We start from the raw sequence: 22399 nt of genomic DNA on the forward strand, positions 1-22399 counted from the left end.
TCGTTTCGAGTGAGGGTGGCTCAGCAGACTCAGCGGCGCTTGGTTCAGCGGCCGGTGGCGCCGCCGCGGCCGCGCAGCGCGGCCCGGCGGGTGTTGGCGCGCGCACGGGCGGACTGGACCGCCTCGGGGGTGGCGCCGCTCTCGTCGTCGAGCCAGCGGGCGAGGGAGGCGATGTCGCGGAAGCTGAAGAGGTCGGGCACCCGGACGCGGCGGTCGAAGCGCCGGGTCATCAGCCGGGCGAGACGGATGAGCAGCAGGGAGTCCCCGCCGAGGTCGTAGAAGGCGGACTGCACGTCGATGCTCGACGGTTCGAGGTCGAGCAGTTGGCCCCAGATCTCCGACAGGGCGACCTCGGTCGGTGTGCCGGCGGCCGTCAGGGGCCCGCCGGTGTCGGCGGCCGGCGGCTCGGGCAGCGCGTTGCGGTCGAGCTTTCCGCCCGGCCCCAGCGGCAGGGCGGCGAGGAACACGAGCGTCGCGGGCACCATGTAGTCGGGCAGTTCGACGGCGAGCCTGCCGGTGACGGCGCTCTGGAGCGCGGCATCCAGCCGGGGCCCGCCTTGCGGCGCGTCGTCGCCGGCGGGCACGACGTAGCCGACGAGCCGGTTGCCCCGGACGACGGCGGCGGCCTCCCGGACTTCGGGGCAGCCGGTCAGCCGGGCCTCGACCTCCTCCAGTTCGATGCGGTAGCCGCGCAGCTTGACCTGGTGGTCGGTGCGGCCGAGGAAGCGGAGTTCGCCGCCGTCGGTGAACTTGACGACGTCCCCGGTGCGGTACATGCGTTCGCCGTTGCGGAACGGGTCCGGCACGAAGCGTTCGGCCGTGGTGCGCGGCCGGTTGACGTAGCCGTGCGCGAGGCCGGCGCCGCCGAGGTAGAGCTCGCCGGGCTCACCGGCCGGGAGCGGCTTCAGCTGCTCGTCGAGCACGTAGACCCGGTCACTGGTCGTCGGCGGGCCGATCGTCGGTTCGTCGGTCCCGCCCTCGGGCACCGGCCCGAACGAGCAGAAGACCGTCCCTTCGGTGGGGCCGTAGGCGTTGAACACCCGGTCGGCGCTGGTCTCCCGGTAGGTGCGGTCCACCAGCTTGCGGCGCAGGGCCTCGCCGCCGAACACGACGGTGCGCACGTTCGGCGGCAGGGCTCCGGCGTCGAGCAGGCTGTTCATGACCGAGGGGACGACGTTCAGGTGGGTGATCCTGTCGGCGTACCGGCTCTCCGGCAGGTGCACGGCGCTCTCGACGAGCACGACGGCGCCGCCGCGGCACAGCGCGTTGAAGATCTCCATCACGGACAGGTCGAAGCAGACCGAGCTCGCCGCCGAGACTCCGCTCAGGTCGCAGCCGTCGAGCGCCCGGTCCATCTCGGCGAGCATCGCCACGCAGCCGCTGTGCCGGACGGCCACGCCCTTGGGCCTGCCGGTGGAGCCCGAGGTGTAGATGACGTACGCGGTGTCGCCGGGCACGACCGCGACGGGCTTCGCGCCGGGCTCGGTCGTCACGCTCTCCCCGAGCACGACCACGGTCGTTCCGGGCGGGCAACTGGCCCGGGACGCGGGGGTGGTGAGCAGCAGGCGGGTCCCGCTGTCCTGGACCATGAAGGTCAGCCGGTCGGCGGGGTAGTTCGGGTCCAGCGGCAGGTAGCAGGATCCGGCGCGCAGGGCCGCCAGGATGCCGACGAGCAGGTCGGGGGTGCGCTCGACGCAGATGCCGACCGGGACGCCGGGGCCCGCGCCGTCGGCGACCAGCCGCTCGGCCAACGCCCGGGAGCGCTCGTTCAGTTCGCCGTAGGTCAGGACGCCGGCGTCGGAGTAGACGGCGGTCGCGTCGGGGTTCTTGAGCGCCTGCTCGACGAACGCGGAGTGCAGGGTCTCGGTCACTGGTCCGTCTCCTCGGGGAGGCCGGTCGGCGCGAAGTCGCCGAGGGCCCGGTCGGGTTGGGCGATCGCGTCGAAGAGCACGGTGCGGTACAGCGCGAGCAGTGCCGTCACGGTCTGCCTTTCCAGGTAGCTCGGTTTGAACTGGACGTGGCCGGCCACCTCGCCGTCGATGTCGGCCATCGAGATTTCGAGGTCGAACTTGGCGAGGTGCCTGCGCACCTGAAGCGGTTCGAGCGGCAGCGCGCCGTCGGGCGTGATGGTGTCGCCGATGCCGTGGAAGAGCTTGACGGACCGGGGGAACGCGTCCGAGGAAAGCCAGTTGACGACCACGTCGAACCACGGGGAGCGGCCCTCGGCCCTCGGCGGCCGCAGCTGGGAGGCCAGCAGGTCGAGGGGGTAGTTCATGTGCTCCAGGAGGCCGAGCGAGAAGGCGTGGACCTCGCGCAGCAGCTCGCGGAAGCTGCGGTCACCGGCGGGGTTCGCCCGCACCAGCACGGTGTTGAGGTAGTAGCCGATGGCGGATTCCCAGCCGGGTTCGGCGCGTTGGGCGATGGCGGTGGCCAGCACCGCGTCCTCGGTGCCGACCGCGCGGTTGAGCGTGGCGAAGAACCCGGCCAGTACGACGGTGCTGATCGACACGCCTTCGCGCACCGCGAACTCCCGCAGCAGGCGGGTCTGTTCGGCGCTCCAGCGGAAGGCGAGGTCGCGGCCCTCGTAGGTGACGCCCGGCGGCCGCTCCTTGGTGGACAGGTCGAGGTGGGCGGGCGGGTCGGCCAGCTTCTGCGACCACCAGTCCAGGGCCGCGCCGGCCGCCGGGCCGGCCAGCCACTGCCGCTCCCATTCGACGAACTCCGTGTACGGGGCGACCGGCGCGCTGTCGGCGGGGTCGGCGCCCTCGTAGTACTCCTGGAGTTCGCGGATCATGACGTCGGCCGACGCCGCGTCCGACGCGATGTGGTGGACGAGCACCAGCAGGTAGTGGTCCGCCGGCCCGCGCGTCATGAGGACGATCCGCACCAGCGGCCCGTTGTCCAGGTCGAGCGGCTCGTGCCCGTAGCGGGCCAGTTCCTCGCGGGCCTGTTCGTCGTCCAGGTCGGTGCCGTCCGCCACGACGAACTCGTACACCGGCTCGTCCAGGATGACCTGGTAGGGGCTGCCGCCCGCCTCCACGAAGAGGGTGCGCAGGGCGGGGTGGCGTTCCATCACGGCCCGGACGGCGCGGTCCAGGGCCTTCTCGTCGACGGCGGTCCGGATCCGGGCGGTCACCATGAAGTTGTAGGGCACGGCGTCCGGCGCGACCATCTGCATGAACCAGAGCGAGGCCTGGCCGTGCGAGGCCGGCGCCAGGGCGAGGCCGAGACCGTCGGCGCGCAGCTGGTCCAGCGCCGGTGCGTCGGTGGCCTCCAGCAGTCCGCGCGCGTCCAGTTCGTCGACCAGTTCCTCGGCGTCCAGTTCGGACAGCTCGTCGAGGTACGTCCGGTCCGGCTCGGCCTCGGGTGCCGGGGCGGGAGCGGGAGCGGCTGCCGGTACGGGCGGTGCCGTCGAGGGCGCGGCCGGTCCGGCGGTGAGCCCGACGAAGTGGCCGACGACCTCGGAGATGGACCGGCCATCCAGGAACACCACCGGCGACACCCGGTGCCCGAACAGCGACTGCAGCCTGTTGACGAGGCGGATCGCCAGCATCGAGTCGAGGCCGAAGTCGAGCATGCTGGCGTTCACGTCGAACATGCTCACCGGCACGCCCAGCGCGTCGGCGAGCTCGGCGAGGACGACCTCCGCCACCGGCCGGTCCGCCCGCTCCTCCACCGGGCCGGCCTGGGGCACGGGCGCGGCCACGGTTTCGACGGCCGGGGCCGTCGCGCGGGCGGGGCGGGGCTCGGTGTCGATCCAGTAGCGGTCCTTCTGCCACTGGACGAGCGGCGTCTCCACGACCTCGACGTCGTCGCCGAACAGCGGGTCGAAGGTCAGCGGCAGGCCCCTGACGTACAACGACGCGGCGGCGCCCAGCAGGCAGCGGACGTCGCTCTCGTCGCGCCGCAGGGAGTTGATCGCGTGCACCTGCGCACCGCGGGTCAGCGCGATCTCCTCGACCGCGCCGCGCAGCGTCTCGTGCGGGCCGATCTCGATGAAGGTGCCGACGCCCTGGTCGACCAGCGCGCCGATCGTCTCGGCGAACCGGACCTGGTTGCGCAGGTTGTGCACCCAGTAGTCGACGTCGGCGACCGGGTTCACCGTGTCGGCCAGTGCCGTCGAGTGGAAGTCGATGCCGGGCGTCAGCGGGGTGATGCCGTCGATGCCCGCGCGCAGCGGCTGGAGCAGCGGGTCCATGCCGGGGCTGTGCACCGGCCGTTCGACCCGGATCCGCCTGGTCGAGATGCCGTCCCGCTTGAGGTCGGCCTCCAGGGCGTCGACGGCTTCGGGCGAGCCGGAGACCGCCGCGCTGGTGGGGCTGTTGACGACGGCGACGGCCGCGTGCGCGGCGTAGGGGGCGAGCCGCGGCAGCAGCTCCGCCTCCGGCAGGTCGACCGAGATCATGGCGCCCGCGGCGGCCTTGCGCTCCAGCAGGTGCGACCGGGCGACCACCACGCGGGCGGCGTCCTCCAGCGACAGCGCGCCGGCCACGCAGGCGGCCGCGACCTCGCCCAGGCTGTGCCCGACGACGGCGGTCGGCTGGATGCCGAGTCCGAGCCAGACCTTCGCCAGCGAGACCTGGAGGGCGAACAGCACGGGCTGCTGGAAGTCCATCTCCTCGTACCTGGCCTCGTCGGCCGGGGCGGCGAGCTGGTCGAGCACCGAGCAGCCGCCGGCCGCGCGCACGGCGGCGTCGCAGGCGGTCATCCAGGTGCGGAAGCCGGCGTGCGAGCGCAGGAGTTCGCGGCCCATGCCGACCCACTGGGTGCCGCCGCCGGAGAACACCAGCGCGACCCGCCGGTCGACGTTGCCGGAGACCGTACCGGTGACGACGTCGGGGTGCGGCTGGCCGGCGGCGACCCGGGCGAGGCCGTCCAGGACGTCCTGCCGGTTGCGGGCGAACAGGGCGATCCGGTGGTTGTGGTGGGTGCGCCTGGCGGCGAGCGTGTAGGCGAGGTCGGAGACCCGCAGGCCCGCGTCGCGTTCGACGTGGTTGGACAGCTCGCGGCAGGTGTCGGTCAGCGCGCCGGCCGTCCGGGCCGTGACGGGGACGAGGTGCACCTGCTCGTCGGCGGCGGCGTCGCTGCGGCCCGGCGTGACGTGCCGCCCGCGGTCGCCCGCGAGGAACGGGTGGGCCGCGACGGGGAGTCCTGCGGTGTACAGGGCGCCGAGCGAGCCGAGCAGGGTCGAGGCCTCGTCGGCGCCGCGGCGCAGCGAGGGCAGGGTGGTCGCCGTCAGGATCTCCGACACCGACTTGAGCAGGACGGGGTGCGGGCTGATCTCGATCACCGCGTCGACGTCGTGGTCGCGCAGGTTCGTCAGGGCGTCGACCACCCGGATCTCCCGGCGCAGGTTGTCCGCCCAGTAGTCCGGCCCGAGTTCGGCGCCGTCGACGCGTTCGCCGGTGACCGTCGAGATCATCGGGATGCGGGTGGTCCGGGGCCTGATGCCGTCGAGTTCGACCTTCAGCGGGGCGAGGACGTGGTCGACCAGCGGGGAGTGCGGGGCGTGGCCCATCCGGACCCGGTGGTTGGTGACGCCCGCCGCGGTCAGCCGCTGGACGAGGTCGTCGATCTCCTGCGGTGTGCCGGTGACCAGGGTGGAGTTCAGGCCGTTGTGGCCGGAGACGGTGAGCCGGCCGGTCAGGTACGGCTCGACCTCGTCGGCGGCGGTCATCACCACGATGCCCTCGCCGCGCCCCACGGCGAGCTGCTGGAGGAGCCGGCCGTGGTGGGCGGCCAGGCGGGAGGCGTCGTCGAAGTCGAGTGCGCCGGCGATGTGGGAGGCGGCGAACTCGCCGACGCTCTGCCCCACGACGACGTCCGGCTCCACCCCCAGCGAGCGCCAGGCTTCGGCCAGCGCGACCTGGAGGGAGAACAGCAGCGGCTGGAAGACGTCCATGTCGTCGATGCGGCCGTCCGGGGACATCAGCTGCTCGACGAGCGAGAAGCCCAGCAACTCCCGCATCCGCCGGTCGGACTTCATCATGGACCGGCGGAACACGGGCATTCCGGCGAGCAGTTGCCGGCCCATGCCCACCCACTGCGAGCCGTTGCCCGAGAACAGGAAGGCCACCCGCGGCTTGCGTCCGCTCTGTTCCCCGACGCTCAGCCCGGCGGCCTTCGCCCCGCTGCCGAAGGCGTCCAGCTGGGAGCGGAGTTCGGGCATGTCGCGGGCGGTGGCCGCGAGCCGGAACGGGCCGTCGCCGGGTGTCCGGCGGCAGAGCGCGCGCAGGTCGCTCTCGTCGCGCAGCGCCCGGGCCCGCTCGGCCAGCGCCTCCCGGGAGTCCGCGGCCAGCAGGAGCAGCGAGCTCTCGGGGCGCGGCAGTTCCTCGACGGCGACGTGGCAGATCGCGCCGCCGAACCCGAACGAGCTGACGCCGCCCCGGCGGGCGTCGGAGCGTCGCGGCCACGGCGTCAGCCGGTCCTGGACGGTGAGGTTGTACTCGTCGAACATGATCTGCGGGTTCGGCGCGCTGTAGTGCAGGCTCGGCGGCAGCACGCCGTTGCGCATCGACATCGCGAGCTTGACCAGGCCGACGATGCCGGCGGCCGCCTCCAGGTGCCCGACGTTGGACTTGACGGACCCGAGCCGCAGCGGCTCCGTACGGCCGCCGCCCAGCACCGCGCCGATGGCGTTGGCCTCGATCGGGTCGCCGAGGGGCGTCGCGGAGCCGTGGCACTCGATGTAGTCCACGAGGTGCGGCGCGATGCCCGCCCGCTGGTACGCGGTGCGGAGCATCTTCTCCTGCGCCTGGGGGTTCGGCGCCGTCATGCCGTTGCTCAGGCCGTCGTTGTTGGAGGAGCTGCCCTTGATCAGGCAGTACACCGGCAGGTCGCGCTCCAGTGCCACGCTCAGCGGGGCGAGCACGACGACGCCGGCGCCCTCGCCGCGGACGTAGCCGTTGGCGCGGGCGTCGAAGGACTTGCAGCGGCCGTCCGGGGCGAGCGCGCCCATCGCGTCCATGGCGGTGTAGTAGTCGGAGACGAAGCTCAGGTTCACGCCGCCGGCCAGCACCAGGTCGCTCTCGCCCAGCCAGATCGACTGGCACCCCACGTGCACCGAGACCAGCGATCCGGCGCAGGCGGCGTCGATGGCCATGCTCGGGCCCTGGAGGCCGAGGACGTAGGAGACCCGGTTGGCGATGATGCCGTCGTGCATGCCCGTCGCGGTGTGCGGGGTGATCTGGCTATCGGGGCCGCGGTAGTGCGCCAGGGCGGCGTAGTCGCCCCAACAGGAGGCCATGAACACGCCGGTGTCGCTGTCGACCAGGCTGTGGGGCGCGATGCCCGCGTCCTCCAGCGCCTCCCAGGACAGCTCCAGGATCAGGCGCTGCTGCGGGTCCATCTGGACGGCTTCGCGGGGCGAGATGCCGAAGAACAGCGGATCGAACCGGTCGATGCCGTCGATGAAGCCGCCCCAGCGCACCCTGTCGTTCAGCAGCTCGCGTCGCGCGGCCGGTACCGGCCCGACGGCGTCGCCGCCCTCGACCAGCAGTCGCCAGAACGACGACGGGTCCGGCCCGCCGGGGAACCGGCAGCTGATACCCACGATCGCGACGGGCTCGTGCGAGGGCAGGCGGCGGCGCTCGGTGCCCGGGGCGGGGTCCGCGGCGCGCGGACCGTCGACGAGCGCACGCGCCAGCGCGTCGACGGTCGGGTACTGCCACATCCAGGTGGCCGGGACCTGCCAGCCGAGGAACTCGGACAGCGAGGCCGCGAGGGTCACCGATCTCAGCGAGTCCAGTCCGTACCGGTGCAGCGGCGCCGAGCGGTCCACCGCGCTCGCGGACACGTCCAGCAGCTCGACAACACGGGAAAGCAGGAAATCCGTTACGGCGGAAATGTCTCGCGCTGCGCGCTCTCGGGGCACGGCGACTCCCTCAACAGGGCGGATGGAATGGACGGGTGGAGCTTCACGGCCGACCGGTCGGGGGGGTCGGTCCGCACCCGGGCAGCCGGACACGGGGGGCGGTTCATGACGCGGAGGGTCCCCTTCGCCGCATCAAGTGCCTTGGTGGAGCCGACGGGTGGCGCGATGACGAGATCGGCGTTTCCGATCTCCACGTTCACAGCGAGCGCGAACTCCGGTTCGTGTGCCGCCGTTTCAGCTGGCGGCGCAGCTCGTTCTCACCGCGGGAGAAATCACGGGCGTCTCTGGGTCACATCGGTCCGCGAGTGCATCGACGACAGGATCGCGTACGCGGAATCCTCACCTGCGCGGCTACTGTCGATGGGCTCCAAGGTCCATTTGGTCAAGCGCAACGAGTATGCTGATTGAGGCAAAATGGATCGTCAGTGCTAATCCGACCGGCGGACAGCAGAGTGCCAGTTTGTTAATGGTGAGACAAGCGCCATTCGAGGGCCGGTTGAGGCAGTGGCGAGATTTGATCTCCAAGTGTCCGGTTCGAGTGGGAGCCGTCGGTGATCCGAAATGGCAGCTCGACTCGGCGGCGCGCCCCGTCACCGAGCCCCGGCCGGGATAGGCGCACGACCCCGTGAAAGGCGCGCCCCACCGGCACGCGACGGGGGTAGACAGCGGCTGAGTGACCCATGCAAGCTGACCCCCATGGCAGTTGAGAATCTTGATGCGGCGTCAGCCGGTGCCGACCGTTCCTTAGCCGGGCCCACCGGCCGCGACGTCGACGGCAGGCCCGCATGACGGACGCCCCCGGCACCACCGACACCCCCGGCACAGCGGCCACCGGCACAACGGCCAAGCCGGCGCTCCGGCCGGGACTGGCACTCGGCGTACTGGCCGGGGCGCTCGCCCTGGACGTGAGCGGCCTCGGAGTCCTCAACGCCGCCCTGCCGTCGGTCGGAGCGCGCTTCGACCTGGGCGAGACCACGCTCCAGTGGGTCATGACCGCCTACGCCGTCACGTTCGCCGGCTTCCTGCTGGTGGGCGGCCGACTGGCCGATGTCCTCGGCCGACGGCGGGTGTTCGAGGTCGGGGTCGCCCTGTTCACCGTGTCCGCGCTGGTCGGGGCGCTGGCCCCGGACACCGCGGTGCTGCTGGGTGCGCGCGCCGTCCAGGGCATCGGCGCCGCCCTGTCCGGGCCGGCCGCGCTCGCCCTGCTCACCGAGACGTTTCCGGCCGGTCCGGCCCGCAACCGGGCCTTCAGCGTGTACGCGGCGGTCGGCGCCGCGAGCTTCAGCGGCGGGGTGATGCTGGGCGGCGTACTGACCCAGTTCCTCGGCTGGCGTTCGGTGCTGTGGTTCTCGGTGCTGCTCGGGCTCGCCGTACTGGCCGCGACCCGCGCCGGACTGCCCGGTGGCGCCGGGCACAGCGGCCGACTGGACCTGCCCGGCGCGATCACGGGCACGCTCGGCCTCACCCTGCTCATCGTCGGCGTGAGCAGTGACGGCGCGACGGCGTGGATCGTCCTCGGCGCCGCAGTGGCCTTCCTGGTGCTGTTCGTCGTGCGCGAGCACCGCACCGCCGACCCGGTGCTTCCGCTCGGCCTCTTCCGGATCAGGTCCGTCCGGGCCGCGAGCCTGGCGGCGTTCCTCCAGTACATGGGATCGGTCGGGCTGCTGTTCTTCGCGCCGCTGTACCTCCAGGGAATGCTGGACTACTCCCCCTTCGAGTCCGGTCTCGCGCTGGTGCCGATGTCCCTGGCCGTGTTCCTCACCGCCAACTTCGCCACCGGACGCCTGCTGGCCCGGTTCACCCCGCGCACGCTGATGGCGGTCGGCCTCGTGCTGATCGGCGGGGGCGCCGCACTGTGGCTGGGCACACCGCACGACGGCGGCTACGTGCCGTACGTGCTGCCCGGCCTGGTGCTCAGCGGCATCGGCCAGGGGCTGAACTTCCCCTCGATGACGTCCGCCGGGCTCACCGGAGTCCCGGCGCGGCAGCACGCCGTCGCCGGGGCGGTGAACGTCGTGGCGCAGCAGATCGGCGCGAGTGCGGGCGTCGCGGTGATGGTCCTGGTCGCCGCGACCAGCACGGACCAGCTCACCGGCTACCACCTCGCCTACCTCACCGCCGCCGGCGCGTGCGTCCTGGGCGCGGCGGTCATCGCCGTACGACGGCAGGCCTGAGGGCCCCGGCCGGTCGGCGGCCCGGCGCCTGGCCGGGCCGGGCGAACTCCAAGGCGACGGCCTGCACCGGGTGGTGCAGGCCGTCGCCTTTCAGCATGCCCCGCCACACACCCGGCCGTGCGCCCCGCCAGGTGGCCCCGTCGCGCGCCTCGTCGCGCGCCCCGTCATGTGCCGTAGGCATGGGCGGCCATGGCGTCTACCCCGAGTCGTCGACTGCGTCATCGACGCCCAACTCGCGCTCCCCGCCCCATACTCTGGCTCCCGCCGATGCGGACGCATCGTGTGTCACAGGGGAGGATTTCGTGAAGTCGCTCATGGCAAAGGCCCGTTGGCTGGGCACCGCGGCATCGGTCGGCCTGCTGCTGTCCACCGGAGCCGGGATCGCCACCGCACAGCCCGCCACCACCGCGGCCCCCCAGGTCGTCCCGGTGGGGTACGCGTACCCGACGACCGCCGTCACCCCGGACGGCACGAAGGCCTACGTCGGGGTGACCGACGACCCCCGCGGCACGCCCGTGGTCAAGGTCGTCGACACCCGGACCGGCGGGATCACCGCCCGGCTCACCCTTTCCACCGCCGCGAACTCCTTCGTCAGCGCGCTGGCGATGAGCCCCGACGGCACGCGGCTGTACGCGACCGTGGGGGCGCAGCACCTGGTCACCATCGACACCGACAGCGACACGGTGGCCGCCGACGTCCTGCTCCCGGTCCAGCCGCACCCCGACGGCTACGTGGACGGCTCACCGAGCTCCCTCGTGGTCAGCCCGGACGGCGCCGGCGTCTACCTGGCCCAGAACGGGCCACGGCAGCGCTGGGGCTTCCAGCCCGCCCGGGTCCTCGCGTACTCGACCGCCACCGGTACCTTCACCGCCTCCGTCGGCGTCACCGACTTCAGCGTCGGTTCGATCGTCCTGCGCCCCAACGGCCAGGACCTGTACGTCACCACCGGAGCCGGCCTGGTCCACCTGGCCGCCACGCCCACCTCGCTCACCACCGTCCGCGCCCTCACCGCCGGACACGGCGCCTCCGGCGGCGCGGTGCTCAGCCCCGACGGCAGCACGCTGTACGGCCTCGGCGGCTACGAGAGCGACTACCTCGTCGACACCGAGACCGACGCCGTCACCGAGAACTTCCACTTCGCACCGGGCAACACCGACCTCCGCTACCCGGTCGTCAGCCCAGACGGGAGCCGCCTGTACTTCATCTCCAAGTCGACCGTCTTCGTCGCCCCGGGCGGACCCACCCCTCCCGGCTACCACTACGAGAGCGTGATCCTCTCCTACGACACCGAGGCCCACGCGCTCGTCCCCGCCGAGACGGTGAACCCGCAGAAGGTGGAACTCGCCACCGGCCTGGCACTCGCCCCGGACGGCCACACCTTCTACCTCGGCGGCAACACCTACCCCGGCGGCGTTCCCGGCACCGCCGCCAGCCTGGAGATCATCAATAACTGACGCTCAGTCAAGTTCTAGGCGGGCGACCGACCTTCGGCGATCCGGCGGATCTCGCGGGCCAGGGTGTCGGGGTCGCTGGTCGGCACCATGTGGTCGGCGTCGGCCGCCAGTACGTGGCGGCCGACCTCGGCGCGGCCTACGCGGTAAGCATGGGAGGCGTTCACGGCCTCCCGGACCTTCGGGCCCATGCCGGTCGAGGTCCGGGCGGCCGAGACCACCGTGAGCGGGATGCCGTCCAGGGCCGGCGGGTTCTCCTTCATGGCGGTCAAGTCCGCCACCACTGAGCCGAGTTCGGCTCCCCGGGTGCGGATGGTGGAGACGGTGAAGCCCTCCTCGCGCATCTCGGCCGCGGCGTCCGCCGGCAGGGCGTCGAGCATCGGGCGGAAGGCCCGGGCCAGCAGGCCGGTGCGGGCCAGCAGCATGCTGACCGCCTGCCCGATCCGCTCCTGGCGGCGCACCGAGGGCGCGAACACCAGGTCGCAGGACTCGTCCGTCGGGTCGGCCAGCACCAGGCCCGCGATCCGCTCGGGGCGGGCCGCGGCGGCGATCCGGACGATCGGCCCGCCCCAGCTGTGCCCGACCAGGACGAACGGCCCGGGGCCGAGGTCGCCGAGGTGGTCGAGCAGGTCGTTGAGGTCCTCGGCAAGGCGGCGCAGCGGGCGCGGCGCGGGGTCCGGCGCGCTGCGGCCGAGCCCACTGCGGTCGTACGCCACCGTCGCCGCGACCCCGTCCAGCCGGAGCTGCACCGGCGCCCAGTACGAGCGGCTGGAGGCGAGCCCGCCCTCCAGCACGACCGTCGGCACGCCCTCGCCGCCGGGCCCCGGCCGCCGCAGGTAGAACAGCTCCCGGCCGTCCCGTGTCCGCGCCCGCCCCGGCTCACCCTGACTGTGCATCCCCGGCACCGCCCTCACCCTCGACCGTCCATCAAGTTTGGTTAGCCTAACCTCACTTCCTTGGTGATCGCGACCATTCCGCGGCCGACCTGCGGGGCCGCGCGGGCGGCGGGGTCTGCGGGGCGGCGGGGTCGGTCAGTGGTCGGCCGCCGGGTCACCGGCCGGACCAGGGCGGCAGCCTGTGACCTGGGGTCACAGGATGACCGCCTGTCTGGCTGGCCGCGGGGGCCGTCCGCAGGATGGCCGCATCGGACTCCTGCCCTCCCGTCGCGGCCGCTCCCGCCTGCCGTCCGAAGGCCCGGCCGCTCCCTCGCACGACAAGGTGGTGATCGCTGTGAGCAGCATCTCCGACCCGCCCCGACCCGAACAGGCCGAGGACGTCCCGCCCCTGGCGCCGGCCCAGACCTTCGACCGGTGGCGCTACGCGGGAGTGTTCCTCCTGCTGTTCCTGTTCGGCACGGAGACCTTCCTGGTGTCGCCGCTGCTGCCGACCATCGCGGACTCGGTGCACACCACCGAGGCGGCCGCCGCCTCCAGCGTCACCGCCTACGTGCTGGTGTACGCCGTCGCGGCGCCCTTCCTCGGGCTGCTGAGCGACCGGTTCGGCCGCCGTCGCACCCTGGTGGCGGGCACCCTGCTGTTCGTCGTGTCCAACGCGGCGGCCGCCCTCTCCACCGGGCTGACGCTGCTGGTCGTCTCCCGCGCGGTGGCCGGGCTGGCGGCGGCCGCGGCCGGGCCGGCGATCTGGGCGCACATCGCCGAGACCGCGCCGGAGGCGGTGCGCGGGCGGGCCCTCGGCCTGGGCATGGCGCTGTTCTCCTGCGGCCAGGTGATCGGCGTGCCGCTCGGCGGCTTCCTCGCCGGACTGGCCGGCTGGCGGTCGGCGTTCTGGGCGCTGACCATCGGCACCGCGGCGGCCGTGCCGCTGCTGCTGAGCCAGGTCCGGCGCCGTTCGGCGCAGGCGGCCGCGCCGCAGGTGGGGGCGGTCCGGGCGATCCTGGCGGGCTGGGCCGACCCGACGCTGCGGCGCGCCCTGCTGGTCAACACGGTGTTCAACACGGCCAACCTGGGCGCCTACACCTTCCTCGGCGCGGTGCTGGTGCAGCGCTTCGACCTGTCGGTGCAGGCCCTGGGCCTGGTGGGCGTGCTGGTCGGTGCGGGCAGCCTGGTCGGCTCGCTGCTGGGCGGCCGGCTCGGGGACCGGGCCAGGACGGCCGGGCGCTCCGACCTGCCGATGCTGCCGCTGTGGGGCGTGCTGCTGGCGGCGGGCGTCGCGCTGGCGGCCAAGGGGCCCGGCCTGGTCCTCGCCCTGGCCGGCGTGGTGGTGTGGTTCCTGGCCTCCGGAGGCTTCGTGACGGACCAGCAGACGCTGGCCGGCACCATCGCCCCGGAGCTGCGGGCGACCTCCAGCGCGTGGCTGACCTCGACCATGTACGCGGGCACCGGCCTCGGCGCCTGGGCGATCGGCACGTTCGGCAACGTCACGGACGGCACCCTGCTGATCGGCACCGGGCTCGCGCTGGTGGCCGCCCTGGGCGCGCTGGCGGTCAGCCTCGGCCTGCGCCGGTCCACCGCATCGGGCACCTGAGGCCCCGCCGGAACGGCCGGGATGCCCGGCAGGGCCGGCGGCTCAGCCGACCCGGCGCTCCCCCTCCACGCCGCCGACCGCGCGCAACGGATGATCGACGAGTTCGGTCATCCGCGCCCGGTCGGCGGCGCCGTGCGGGGTGAACAGCAGCACCGTCGCGGTCGGGTCGTCCACCGGGTGGAAGGACGACAGCGTCAGCCGGACCGGGCCGAGCCCGGCCGGCTCGACGGTGACGGTGCGGACGGTCAGCTCCGCCACCGAGTGGCACCCCCACCAGTGCCGGAACTCGGGCGCGTCCTCGTCCAGGTGCCGGTAGACCTCGCCGGTGCGGGGGTCGGCCAGGGCGGGGCCGGCCTGCGCCCGGAACTGCTGGAAGACGTTCATCGCGAGCGGCTCCCAGTCGCGGAACACGGCCCGCACCCGGTGGTCGGCGGCCATCACCCACATCAGGTTGCGCCGGTCCGCGGGGACGAACTCGGGCGAGCCCCAGAGCGCGACCCAGGCGGCGTTCCAGCCGAGCAGGTCGAAGTGGCGGTCGAGCAGGACGGCCGGGCTGGTGGGCCAGGAGTCCAGGACCGGCCGGATGGCCTCGGCGAGCCGGTCGGCGCCGTCCTCCGAGGCGGCGGCCGCCGTCGGCTCGTGGTAGCCGGCCAGGCGCATGGCGTGCCGCAGCCCGGCCGCGTCCAGCCGCAGCACCCGGGCGATCGCCTCCAGCACCTGCCGGGAGGCGGTGACCCGCCCCTGCTCGACCCAGGTGTACCAGGCCAGGCCGACGCCGGAGAGGGAGGCGACCTCCTCGCGGCGCAGACCGGGGGTGCGGCGCCGGGTGGTCGCGGTGAGGCCGACGTCGGAGGGCTTGAGGAGCTCGCGATGGGCGCGCAGGAAGGCGCCGAGTTCCCTGCCTGCGGGGGGAGTTGACACGGTTGGCTCCTCGGCCCTGGTCGGTGCCGTCGAATGCGGGGGTGTGGGCTGCCACCAGCGTAGACGCAGCCCGCCGCCCACCCCAGGGGTGAGCGGCGGGCTACACATGTTGTTAACGAGACGTCAGCTGCCACAGCCGGACGGGCATGTGGCTGACGTGGCCGCGCTCCTGCTGCCGGCGCCAGGCGCTCTCGCCGACCGCGCGGAAGAAGGCGGGCCGCTGCTGCGCCGGCACCGCACGGCTGTAGTAGTCCCCGAAGGTGGCGGCGTGGAAGTGCTCGTACTGGGCGGCGCCGTCGACGGTGACCACGGCGTCGCGCTCCAGGTGGCCGGCCACCGCGAGGTGCGGGCCCACCACCGCCGCGAGTTCGTCGACGGTCCTGGTCCGGGTCGCGATCGGCAGCACCCCGGCGCGTTCCAGGACGCCGGGCACCTCGTCGTACGGGGTGCCGAGGGCGACCAGGGCGTCGCGGACCAGCTCGTCCTCGCCGCCGAGGCCGCGCTCGTCCCGGGCCGGGTGGTAGGTGGTGAGCAGGAAGCGGCCGCCGGGGGCGAGGTGGGCGGCGGCCCAGGCGAAGATCCGCTCCTCGTCCGGGTACAGCCAGTGCAGCACCGAGGTCTGGGTGATCAGGTCGGCCCGGAACGGCAGCGGCTCGGGCACGGTGAGGTCGGCCCGGTGCAGGGCGACCCGCTCGCCGTAGGGCTGGAGCCGGGCGGCGGCCTCGGCGATGCGGTGCTCGGAGCGTTCCAGGCCGACGGCGCGCCGCAGGGAGGGGAAGCGCTCCAGGGCCTCCTGGAGCAGCTGGCCGATCCCGCTGCCGAGGTCGATCAGGGATTCGGGGGCTCCGGTGACCTGGTCGAGCACCCAGTCACGGTCCTGGACCTGGCGCAGCCGGCTGGCGTCGGCGTACCCCGCGAGGGTGCGGGCCTGGATCTCGACGGCGGACGTGCTCACGGCTGGTTCTCCTCCACGGTGGACGGCTGTGCGGTGGACGGCTGGTTGGTGGACGGCTGGTCGGTGGACGGCTGCTCCGCGGCGGACGGCTCCACGACGGCGGGCTGCTCCGCGACACCCTGGTCGACCAGCTTCAGCAGCCGTTCCCGGGCGGCGCTCTGGTCGTAGCGCTTGAAGAGGTTGATCCGGTTGCGGGCCAGGTCGCCCCGGTGCACGTACTCGTAGAGGTCCTGGCGCTGGCCGAAGCCGTCGCCGGTCAGCTCCCAGGCGATCCGGAAGAGCCGGGCCTTGCGTTCGGCGTCGATGTCCCGGCCGCGCATGTAGCGGTCCAGGTGCGGGCGCAGCCGGGGGTTGGCGAGGTCGCCGGCGGTGGGCTGGATGAGCAGCCCGGAGGCGCCGATCCTGCGGACGATCTCGACCGCGCTGCCGGCCACCTCGGCCGACCAGACCCGGGAGGCCGCCGTGTCGCCGGGGGCGAACAGGCCGCCGTCGGTGAGGCCGCCGCGCGCCTCGGCGGCGTCGAGGAAGTACTCGGTCAGTTCGGCGTACCCGGCGAGGCGGCCCAGGTCCTCCTGGATGTTGCGGAAGCCGTCCACCCCGATCGACTCGGCGACCAGGGTGGCGCTGGCCAGCAGGGTCCGCAGGCGCTCGCGGTAGCGGATGTGGCCGACGTAGGCGCTCCAGGCGTTGATCCGGCCGAGGCCGGTGCGCGCCAGGTTCGCGTCGCGCAGCAGGAAGACGCGGTCCCAGGGCACCAGGACGTCGTCGAAGAAGAGCATCGCGTCCTGCTCGTCGAACCGCGCGCCGAGCGGGTGGGCGTGCCCCCAGGAGGCGCTGCCGAGCGGTTCGCGGGCGAGGGTGATCAGGCCGGGGGTGTTGAGCGGCAGGGCGAACCAGGTCACGAACTGCTCGCCGCGGCCCTCGGTGAACGACGCCGAGAGGTAGACCAGCACCTCGTGGGCGATCGGGGCGAGCGTGGTGAGCTGCTTGGCGCCGCGCACCACGATGCCCCGGTCGTTCTCCTCCACGACGCGCAGGGCGAGGTCCGGGTCGTCGAGCGGGTTGGCGGAGCGGTCGATCTGCGGGTCGCCGAGGGCGTGCGAGAGGACCAGGTCGTTGCTCGCGCAATGCCGGTACCACGCCTCGGCGTTGGCGCCGAAGCGCGGGTCGGCCCCGGCCAGCTGGTGCCGGAAGTCGTAGACGCCGACGGCGATCGAGGCCATGAAGGCGGGTGAGCGGCCCTGCTGTCCGAGTGCCTCGGCGTGCCACAGCTCGGCGCTGCGGCGCTGGAGCCGCAGGTCCTCCAGGGTGCGCGGGGGCTGGTAGGCGCGGGCGAGCCGCAGGCCGCTGTCCGGGTCCTCCCAGGTGAGCAGGTCGCGGTGGGCCGGGTCGTGCTGGAGGTCGATCAGGCGGGCCAGTTCGTCCACGGCCGGGCGGAACGCGGGGTGCTCGGCGGGGTTCGCGATGCGCTTGCCGTCGAGGTAGAGCTCGCGGCCGTCGTCCAGTTCGGCCCGGTACCGGTCGCCGGTCAGCAGGCCGCGGGCGGTGGCGGGTGCGCCGCGGCCGGTGATGGTGCCCAGCAGTGTCATGCGCCAACTCCGTTTGATGTCAAGGGTTCAAGGGTTCAAGGGTTTCGGGTCGATCACGCGGTACCGGCCGTCGTGGTAGAGCAGCGGGTCGCCGTCGCCGCGGTCCGCGGCGGCGACCCGGCCGACCAGGATGGTGTGGTCGCCGCCGGGCAGGGTGCCGTGCAGCCGGCAGTCGAACCAGGCCAGGGCGTCGTCGACGAGCGGGGCACCGGTGACGGCCGTCCGCATCGGCACCGCGGTGAAGCCGCCGAGCGCGCGCCCGGCCCCGGGGGTGGCGAAGCGCCGGGCCACCGCCGACTGGCCGTCCGTCAGGACCGAGAGGCCGAACCGTCCGGCGGCGCGGGCCGCGGCCACGAGCGGGCTGTGGCGGCTGACCGCGACGGTGACCAGCAGCGGGTCGAGGGAGAGGGTGCTGAAGGAGGAGACCGTCTTGGCGAAGACCTCCTCGTCCGCTCGGGTGGTGACCACCGCGACCCCGGTGGTCCAGCCGCGGGAGGCGGCCCGGAAGGCCTCCTCGGTGGCCTTCGCCGTGGTCACGGCCGCCGCGGGGCCGCTCATCGCAGCCCCACCCGGTAGGCGCGCAGCCACTCGTCGACCTGGACCAGGTGGTCGAGGCCGCCGACCGGGTTCGGCGCGGTGCGCGGGCTGGGCAGCGGGCGGCCCTCGGCGAGCAGCCGGCGGACCAGCTCGCGGTCCACCAGCTCGAAGACCGGCGCGTTCGGGTCGGCCAGCAGCTCGTGCGCCCGGGCGGTGAGCACCTCGGTGTAGCGGACGGCCGGGGTGGACGGGTAGCCGCTCTTGGGCCGGTCGGCGACCTGCGGCGGGAGGAGGTCCCGGACGGCGTCCCGGAACAGGCCCTTGGCCCGCCCGTCCGGCGCCTTGAGCGCCCACGGGACGTTCCACAGGTACTCCACCAGGCGGTGGTCGCAGAACGGCACCCGCACCTCCAGGCCGACCGACATCGACACCCGGTCCACCCGGTCCAGCAGCGGGGGGAGCCAGCGGGTGAGCGCGAGGTGGAAGACCTCGCGGATCCGCGCGTCGGCGGCCGACTCGCCGGGCAGGCGCGACACCTCGCCGAGCGAGCGGTGGTAGGCGGCGGCGGTGTACTCCTCGGGGCGCACCTCGGCCCGGACGTCCGGGCGCAGCAGGTCCGCCGGCGTGGCCTTGCCGTGCAGCCACGGGAAGGTCGGCGCGGCGACGGCCTGCGCGTCGTGGAAGTACGGGTAGCCGCCGAAGATCTCGTCCGCGGCCTCGCCGGAGAGCGCGACCGTGGAGCGCCGCCGCACCTCGCGGAAGAGCAGGTGCAGCGAGGCGTCCATCTCACCCCAGCCGGGCCGGTCCCGGGCGCGCAGGACGGCGTCGCGGGCGTCCAGCAGGTCGTCGTCGGGCACCAGGACGGTGGTGTGCAGGGTGCCGATGTGCTCGGCGGCGGCCTGCACGTACGGGGCGTCGAGGGTGGTCCGCCAGGCGTCCGGGGTGCGGTCGGTGCTGCCGGGGAAGTCGACCGAGAAGCTGGCGATCTTCCCGTGGCCGGCCCGCTCGCGGGCGGCCGCGGCCAGCGCGGTGACGGCGCTGGAGTCGACGCCGCCGGAGAGCAGGGTGCACAGCGGCACGTCGCTGATCAGCTGCCGCTCGACGGCGTCGGCGAGCAGGTCCCGGACGGTGCCTCGGGTGGTCGCGGCGTCGTCCCGGTGCTCGGCCGACTCCAGCCGCCAGTACCGGAGTTCGCGGGTGGCGCCGCGGCCGACGACCACCAGGTGGCCGGGCCGGACTTCGTGCAGCCCGCGGAACAGGCCGTGGCCGGCGCTCGGCGCGGCGGGCAGCGCGAACAGTTCGGCGATGCCCTCGGCGTCCAGTTCGGCGCGGAACAGCGGGTTCGCGAGCACCGCCTTGGGCTCGGAGCCGAACAGCACCCCGGTGGCGTGGGCGTGCCAGTACAGCGGCTTGATGCCGAGGTGGTCGCGGACCAGCAGCAGTTCCTCGCGCGCGGCGTCCCACAGGGCGTAGGCGAAGATGCCGTTGAACCTGGTCGGCGCGTCCTTGCCCCACTGGAGGTGGGCCCGCAGGACCACCTCGGTGTCGGAGCGGGTCCGGAAGACGTGCCCGAGGGCCTCCAACTGCGCGCGCAGCTCGCGGTGGTTGTAGAGCTCCCCGTTGTAGCAGAGCACGGCGCCGGCGTCGGGCCCCGGGCGGTCGGCGAGCGGCTGGGCCCCGCCGTCCAGGTCGATCACGGACAGCCGGCGGTGGCCGAACGCGGCGTGCCGGGAGAGCCAGACGCCGTCCGCGTCCGGGCCGCGGCAGGCCAGGGTGGCGGTCATCTCCCGGACCGTCCGCACCTGGTGGCGCAGGTCGGTGTCCCAGTCGATCCAGCCGGTGACACCGCACATCTCAGGACTCCCCCGGTTCGTCGTTGGCGGCGGGCCCGGCTGCGGCGCTCGACTCCCAGCGGCAGCCGTGGCCGGTCGGGCCGTTGGTCAGGCGGTGCGCGGGCCGGTAGCCCTTGGCGCGGATGTTGGCGGACAGCGCCTCGGTGCAGTAGGTGCAGGGCGAGGCGAGGGTCAGCTGGACGCCCGAGCGCCGGGCCTTCTCCCGGTAGTCCCAGATCGCACAGTGCGTGATGGTGAGCGCCGCGTGCTCGGCGCCGGGCGGCTCCTCGTCGTCGAACTCGTACTCCGAGCCGTACAGTTCGGCCTGCCGGGCGATCCGGTGGATCGGGTCGGCGGCGCCCCGGCCGTGGTCGGGTTCGACCTCGCGGTGCACCTCGGCATTGGACCGGGCCCAGTCCCCCAGCCCCTCCTCGCCGTAGCGGCGCACGAGGAAACGTTCCATCAGCGCCTGGTCGCGGAAGAACACCCGCTGCCACTCCGGGGCCGGGGCGTCCGGCGCGGGAAGGTCGGCGAAGAGCTCGGACTGCAGCACGAACCAGTCGGTCAGGTGCAGCCCGTTCCCGCGCGACACCAGGTACCGCGTCAGGCCCGCCTCGGCCTCGTGCAGCCGCTGGCGCCAGAGCGCCGACCGCTCGGCGTCCGACATCGCGCGGTACGGGGACCTCGGCTGCTCCGCGCCGGGGCTCCGGTGGCTCGCGGCGGCCAGCACCGCCGTGCGCGGGCCGGCGTCGGCACCCGCCGCACCGGTGGAACCGGTCGGACCGCCGGTCCTGTCGGACACACCCCCCATCGGGCCATCTCCCTTCGGCTGGACGATCCTTCGGACCGTCGTGTGGTGGTCGTTTCCCGCCACGCTACGGAGCGGGCCGGGCGCCCCGGTAGCCCCGAACGGCGCCGCTCAGGGCGCCGATCGTCGCCTCGCGCATGCTCCGAAGGTCACCTGCGGGAGGCGGCCGGAACACGACGGAGGGCGGGCCCCACGTGCTGCGGGGCCCGCCCTCCGGAGGGTGGTGTGGTGACGAGGACCTGCCGACTACCCGGCGAGGCCGTGCCGGTGGGCGTAGAGCGCGGCGCGCAGCCGGTCGGGCTGCCCGATCTTGCGCATGGCCTGGGTGAGGTGCTTCTTCACGGTCGCCTCGGCCAGGGCGAGCTCCCGCCCGATCTCGGCGTTGCTCAGCCCGAGCCCGAGCTGGACCAGCACCTCGTGCTCACGATCCGTCAGTCCGGCGTGCTGCGGCGGCAGTTCGCCGACGTGCTGCGGGGGCACCGCCGCGTGGGAGCGGGCCGGCGGCGGCGCCGGCAGGAACACCGACCCGCCCGCCGCGGCGAGTTGGACGGCGCTGATGATCCGGTCCTCGGCCAGGTCGAGCGGGAAGCAGCCGCTGGCCCCGGCCAGCAGCATCCGGCTCGCCTCGGCGGTCGACTCGGCCCGGCGCAGCAGCAGGACCCGGGCGTCGGGCGCCGCGTCCGGGCCGCGCAGCGCCACCACGACGGCGAGGTCGGCCTCCAGGCTCGCGCCGCGGCCGAGCAGGATGACGTCGGGGGCGACCCGACGCACGGCGGCCACCGCGCGCAGCGGGTCGCCGGTGGACCCGACCACGGCCAGTCCGGGCACGGTGGTCAGCACGCTGCGCAGCCCGGCGCTGGCCACCGAGTGCCGCTCGACCAGGAACACCCGGGCGTCGGCGGTGCGGTCGCGGTCCTCCTCCACGCACATCGGATGGCCGCACCCACAGCCGGTGGCGGTCGGCCCGACCGACGGTGGCGGCGTCACCGTCTCCGCCAGCAGCTGGTGACCGGCGATCAGGTCGAGCGGGTTGTCGATCTCGGCCTGCGCCGGGGGTGCGGCGTGCACCGGCGGCGCGCCCGCGGCGGGGGCGTCCACCAGGGTGGCGCCGCCGCAGGCGCCGCGTCGGGCGGGAATCCGGCGGCCGCGCGGGCCGGCCGGTACGGCGAGCTTGCTCACTGCTGCCATCGCGCACCCCCGGGGGCGGAGGCAGGGCGTCTGAGGTACGGCATGGCGATACGGTCCCCTTGCTGGTGGCGGGCCGGCCCGGTGGGCACGGGTGCTGCGGCGAGGATCCGTCGAGGACGCGCACGGGCGTCGGCTGCGGAGTCCGGGACTGGGGAGGGGCGCCGACCGCAGCGGCTGGGAACGGGGCGGTCAGCGCGCAGCGCGCGGGCGACAGAGCTCGTCGAAACACCGTCGGTGCCACGAGCCGCCGATCCCGACCAGGGTGATGTCGGTCCGCCGAATAGCCATGCGGGGAACCCTAGGTCCGGTTCCTTGTGCAGGTCAAGGACGGAACCGGGGCTCGGCGTCCTGGGCAGTGGCGGTCCTGACACTCCGGATGCTGTGACCAGGAGTAACAGCATCAAGTGCTGACTGGCTGTCCGGGCCACTGGTCCGCAACGCTCCTTCAAGCGGCCGCAGCTGCCGGAGCGGCACCGACGTCCCCCGTCCCACGGACCGCCCGACCCGTGCTCCGGCACCCGATCCCGCCCGGACGCGGCATCCGCCCCCCGGCGAACGGCCCGTCCCACGGCCCCGGTCCGGCGCTC

The 22399-nt window shown here is 73.9% G+C and carries 13 protein-coding genes; 3 read left to right on the plus strand and 10 right to left on the minus strand.

What is annotated here, in order from left to right; genetic code table 11:
* Positions 1–44: 44 nt before the first annotated feature.
* Both AB0R04_RS09195 and AB0R04_RS09200 read right to left on the minus strand, forming a co-directional pair.
* Positions 45–1871, minus strand: coding sequence for a non-ribosomal peptide synthetase (locus AB0R04_RS09195; RefSeq protein ID WP_363369469.1), 1827 nt, complete (start codon positions 1869–1871; stop codon positions 45–47).
* The gene (locus AB0R04_RS09200; RefSeq protein ID WP_363369472.1) at positions 1868–7966 is read right to left on the minus strand and encodes an acyltransferase domain-containing protein; all 6099 of its coding nucleotides are present in this window, start codon (positions 7964–7966) and stop codon (positions 1868–1870) included. The genes AB0R04_RS09195 and AB0R04_RS09200 overlap by 4 nt, the downstream gene beginning before the upstream one ends.
* Before the next feature lie 692 nt (positions 7967–8658).
* Between AB0R04_RS09200 and AB0R04_RS09205 the strand changes: the two genes are divergently transcribed.
* Both AB0R04_RS09205 and AB0R04_RS09210 read left to right on the plus strand, forming a co-directional pair.
* Positions 8659–10047: an MFS transporter gene (locus tag AB0R04_RS09205; RefSeq protein ID WP_363369474.1), complete on the plus strand. Its 1389-nt coding sequence runs from the start codon at positions 8659–8661 to the stop codon at positions 10045–10047.
* A 314-nt stretch (positions 10048–10361) separates the two neighbouring features.
* On the plus strand, positions 10362–11501 hold the full coding sequence (locus AB0R04_RS09210) for a hypothetical protein (RefSeq protein WP_363369475.1): 1140 nt from the start codon (positions 10362–10364) through the stop codon (positions 11499–11501).
* A gap of 14 nt (positions 11502–11515) precedes the next feature.
* On the opposite strand, the gene AB0R04_RS09215 is transcribed toward AB0R04_RS09210, so the two are convergent.
* Positions 11516–12394 carry an alpha/beta hydrolase gene (locus AB0R04_RS09215; protein WP_363369477.1) on the minus strand — a complete coding sequence of 293 codons (879 nt, stop codon included), beginning with the start codon at positions 12392–12394 and terminating at the stop codon, positions 11516–11518.
* A 334-nt stretch (positions 12395–12728) separates the two neighbouring features.
* Between AB0R04_RS09215 and AB0R04_RS09220 the strand changes: the two genes are divergently transcribed.
* On the plus strand, positions 12729–13982 hold the full coding sequence (locus AB0R04_RS09220) for an MFS transporter (RefSeq protein WP_363369479.1): 1254 nt from the start codon (positions 12729–12731) through the stop codon (positions 13980–13982).
* Between the two features lie 42 nt (positions 13983–14024).
* Here the strand turns inward: AB0R04_RS09220 and AB0R04_RS09225 are convergent, their stop codons facing one another.
* The 7 genes from AB0R04_RS09225 to AB0R04_RS09255 all read right to left on the minus strand — a co-directional run bounded on the left by AB0R04_RS09225 (position 14025) and on the right by AB0R04_RS09255 (position 21812).
* Positions 14025–14903, minus strand: coding sequence for a helix-turn-helix domain-containing protein (locus AB0R04_RS09225; protein ID WP_244293271.1), 879 nt, complete (start codon positions 14901–14903; stop codon positions 14025–14027).
* Positions 14904–15015: 112 nt separating this feature from the next.
* Entirely contained in the window at positions 15016–15858 is an 843-nt protein-coding gene (locus AB0R04_RS09230; RefSeq protein ID WP_363369481.1) for a class I SAM-dependent methyltransferase, read from the minus strand.
* On the minus strand, positions 15855–17447 hold the full coding sequence (locus AB0R04_RS09235; protein WP_363369483.1) for a 4-hydroxyphenylacetate 3-hydroxylase N-terminal domain-containing protein: 1593 nt from the start codon (positions 17445–17447) through the stop codon (positions 15855–15857). Before AB0R04_RS09235 ends, AB0R04_RS09230 begins: the two co-directional genes overlap by 4 nt.
* A gap of 27 nt (positions 17448–17474) precedes the next feature.
* Positions 17475–18005 (minus strand): flavin reductase family protein, encoded by a 531-nt coding sequence (locus tag AB0R04_RS09240; protein WP_079135392.1) that lies wholly within the window; start codon positions 18003–18005, stop codon positions 17475–17477.
* Complete coding sequence (gene asnB, locus AB0R04_RS09245; RefSeq protein ID WP_363369485.1) at positions 18002–19837, minus strand: asparagine synthase (glutamine-hydrolyzing); 1836 nt, start codon at positions 19835–19837, stop codon at positions 18002–18004. Before asnB ends, AB0R04_RS09240 begins: the two co-directional genes overlap by 4 nt.
* Before the next feature lies 1 nt (position 19838).
* Complete coding sequence (locus AB0R04_RS09250; RefSeq protein ID WP_079135393.1) at positions 19839–20618, minus strand: hypothetical protein; 780 nt, start codon at positions 20616–20618, stop codon at positions 19839–19841.
* A 252-nt stretch (positions 20619–20870) separates the two neighbouring features.
* Positions 20871–21812, minus strand: a complete 942-nt coding sequence (locus AB0R04_RS09255; protein WP_363369488.1) for a response regulator transcription factor — start codon at positions 21810–21812, stop codon at positions 20871–20873.
* Between the last annotated feature and the right edge of the window lie 587 nt (positions 21813–22399).

The organism is Kitasatospora sp. NPDC056731 (assembly GCF_040687675.1).
In the GTDB taxonomy this organism is placed as follows: domain Bacteria; phylum Actinomycetota; class Actinomycetes; order Streptomycetales; family Streptomycetaceae; genus Kitasatospora.

Excerpts from the sequence above, each read along its gene's own strand:
- AB0R04_RS09205 (WP_363369474.1), top strand. The coding sequence starts at position 8,659 with ATGACGGACGCCCCCGGCACCACCGACACCCCCGGCACAGCGGCCACC.
- AB0R04_RS09210 (WP_363369475.1), top strand. The coding sequence starts at position 10,362 with ATGGCAAAGGCCCGTTGGCTGGGCACCGCGGCATCGGTCGGCCTGCTG.
- AB0R04_RS09215 (WP_363369477.1), bottom strand. The coding sequence starts at position 12,394 with ATGCACAGTCAGGGTGAGCCGGGGCGGGCGCGGACACGGGACGGCCGG.
- AB0R04_RS09235 (WP_363369483.1), bottom strand. The coding sequence starts at position 17,447 with ATGACACTGCTGGGCACCATCACCGGCCGCGGCGCACCCGCCACCGCC.
- AB0R04_RS09240 (WP_079135392.1), bottom strand. The coding sequence starts at position 18,005 with ATGAGCGGCCCCGCGGCGGCCGTGACCACGGCGAAGGCCACCGAGGAG.
- asnB (WP_363369485.1), bottom strand. The coding sequence starts at position 19,837 with ATGTGCGGTGTCACCGGCTGGATCGACTGGGACACCGACCTGCGCCAC.
- AB0R04_RS09255 (WP_363369488.1), bottom strand. The coding sequence starts at position 21,812 with ATGGCAGCAGTGAGCAAGCTCGCCGTACCGGCCGGCCCGCGCGGCCGC.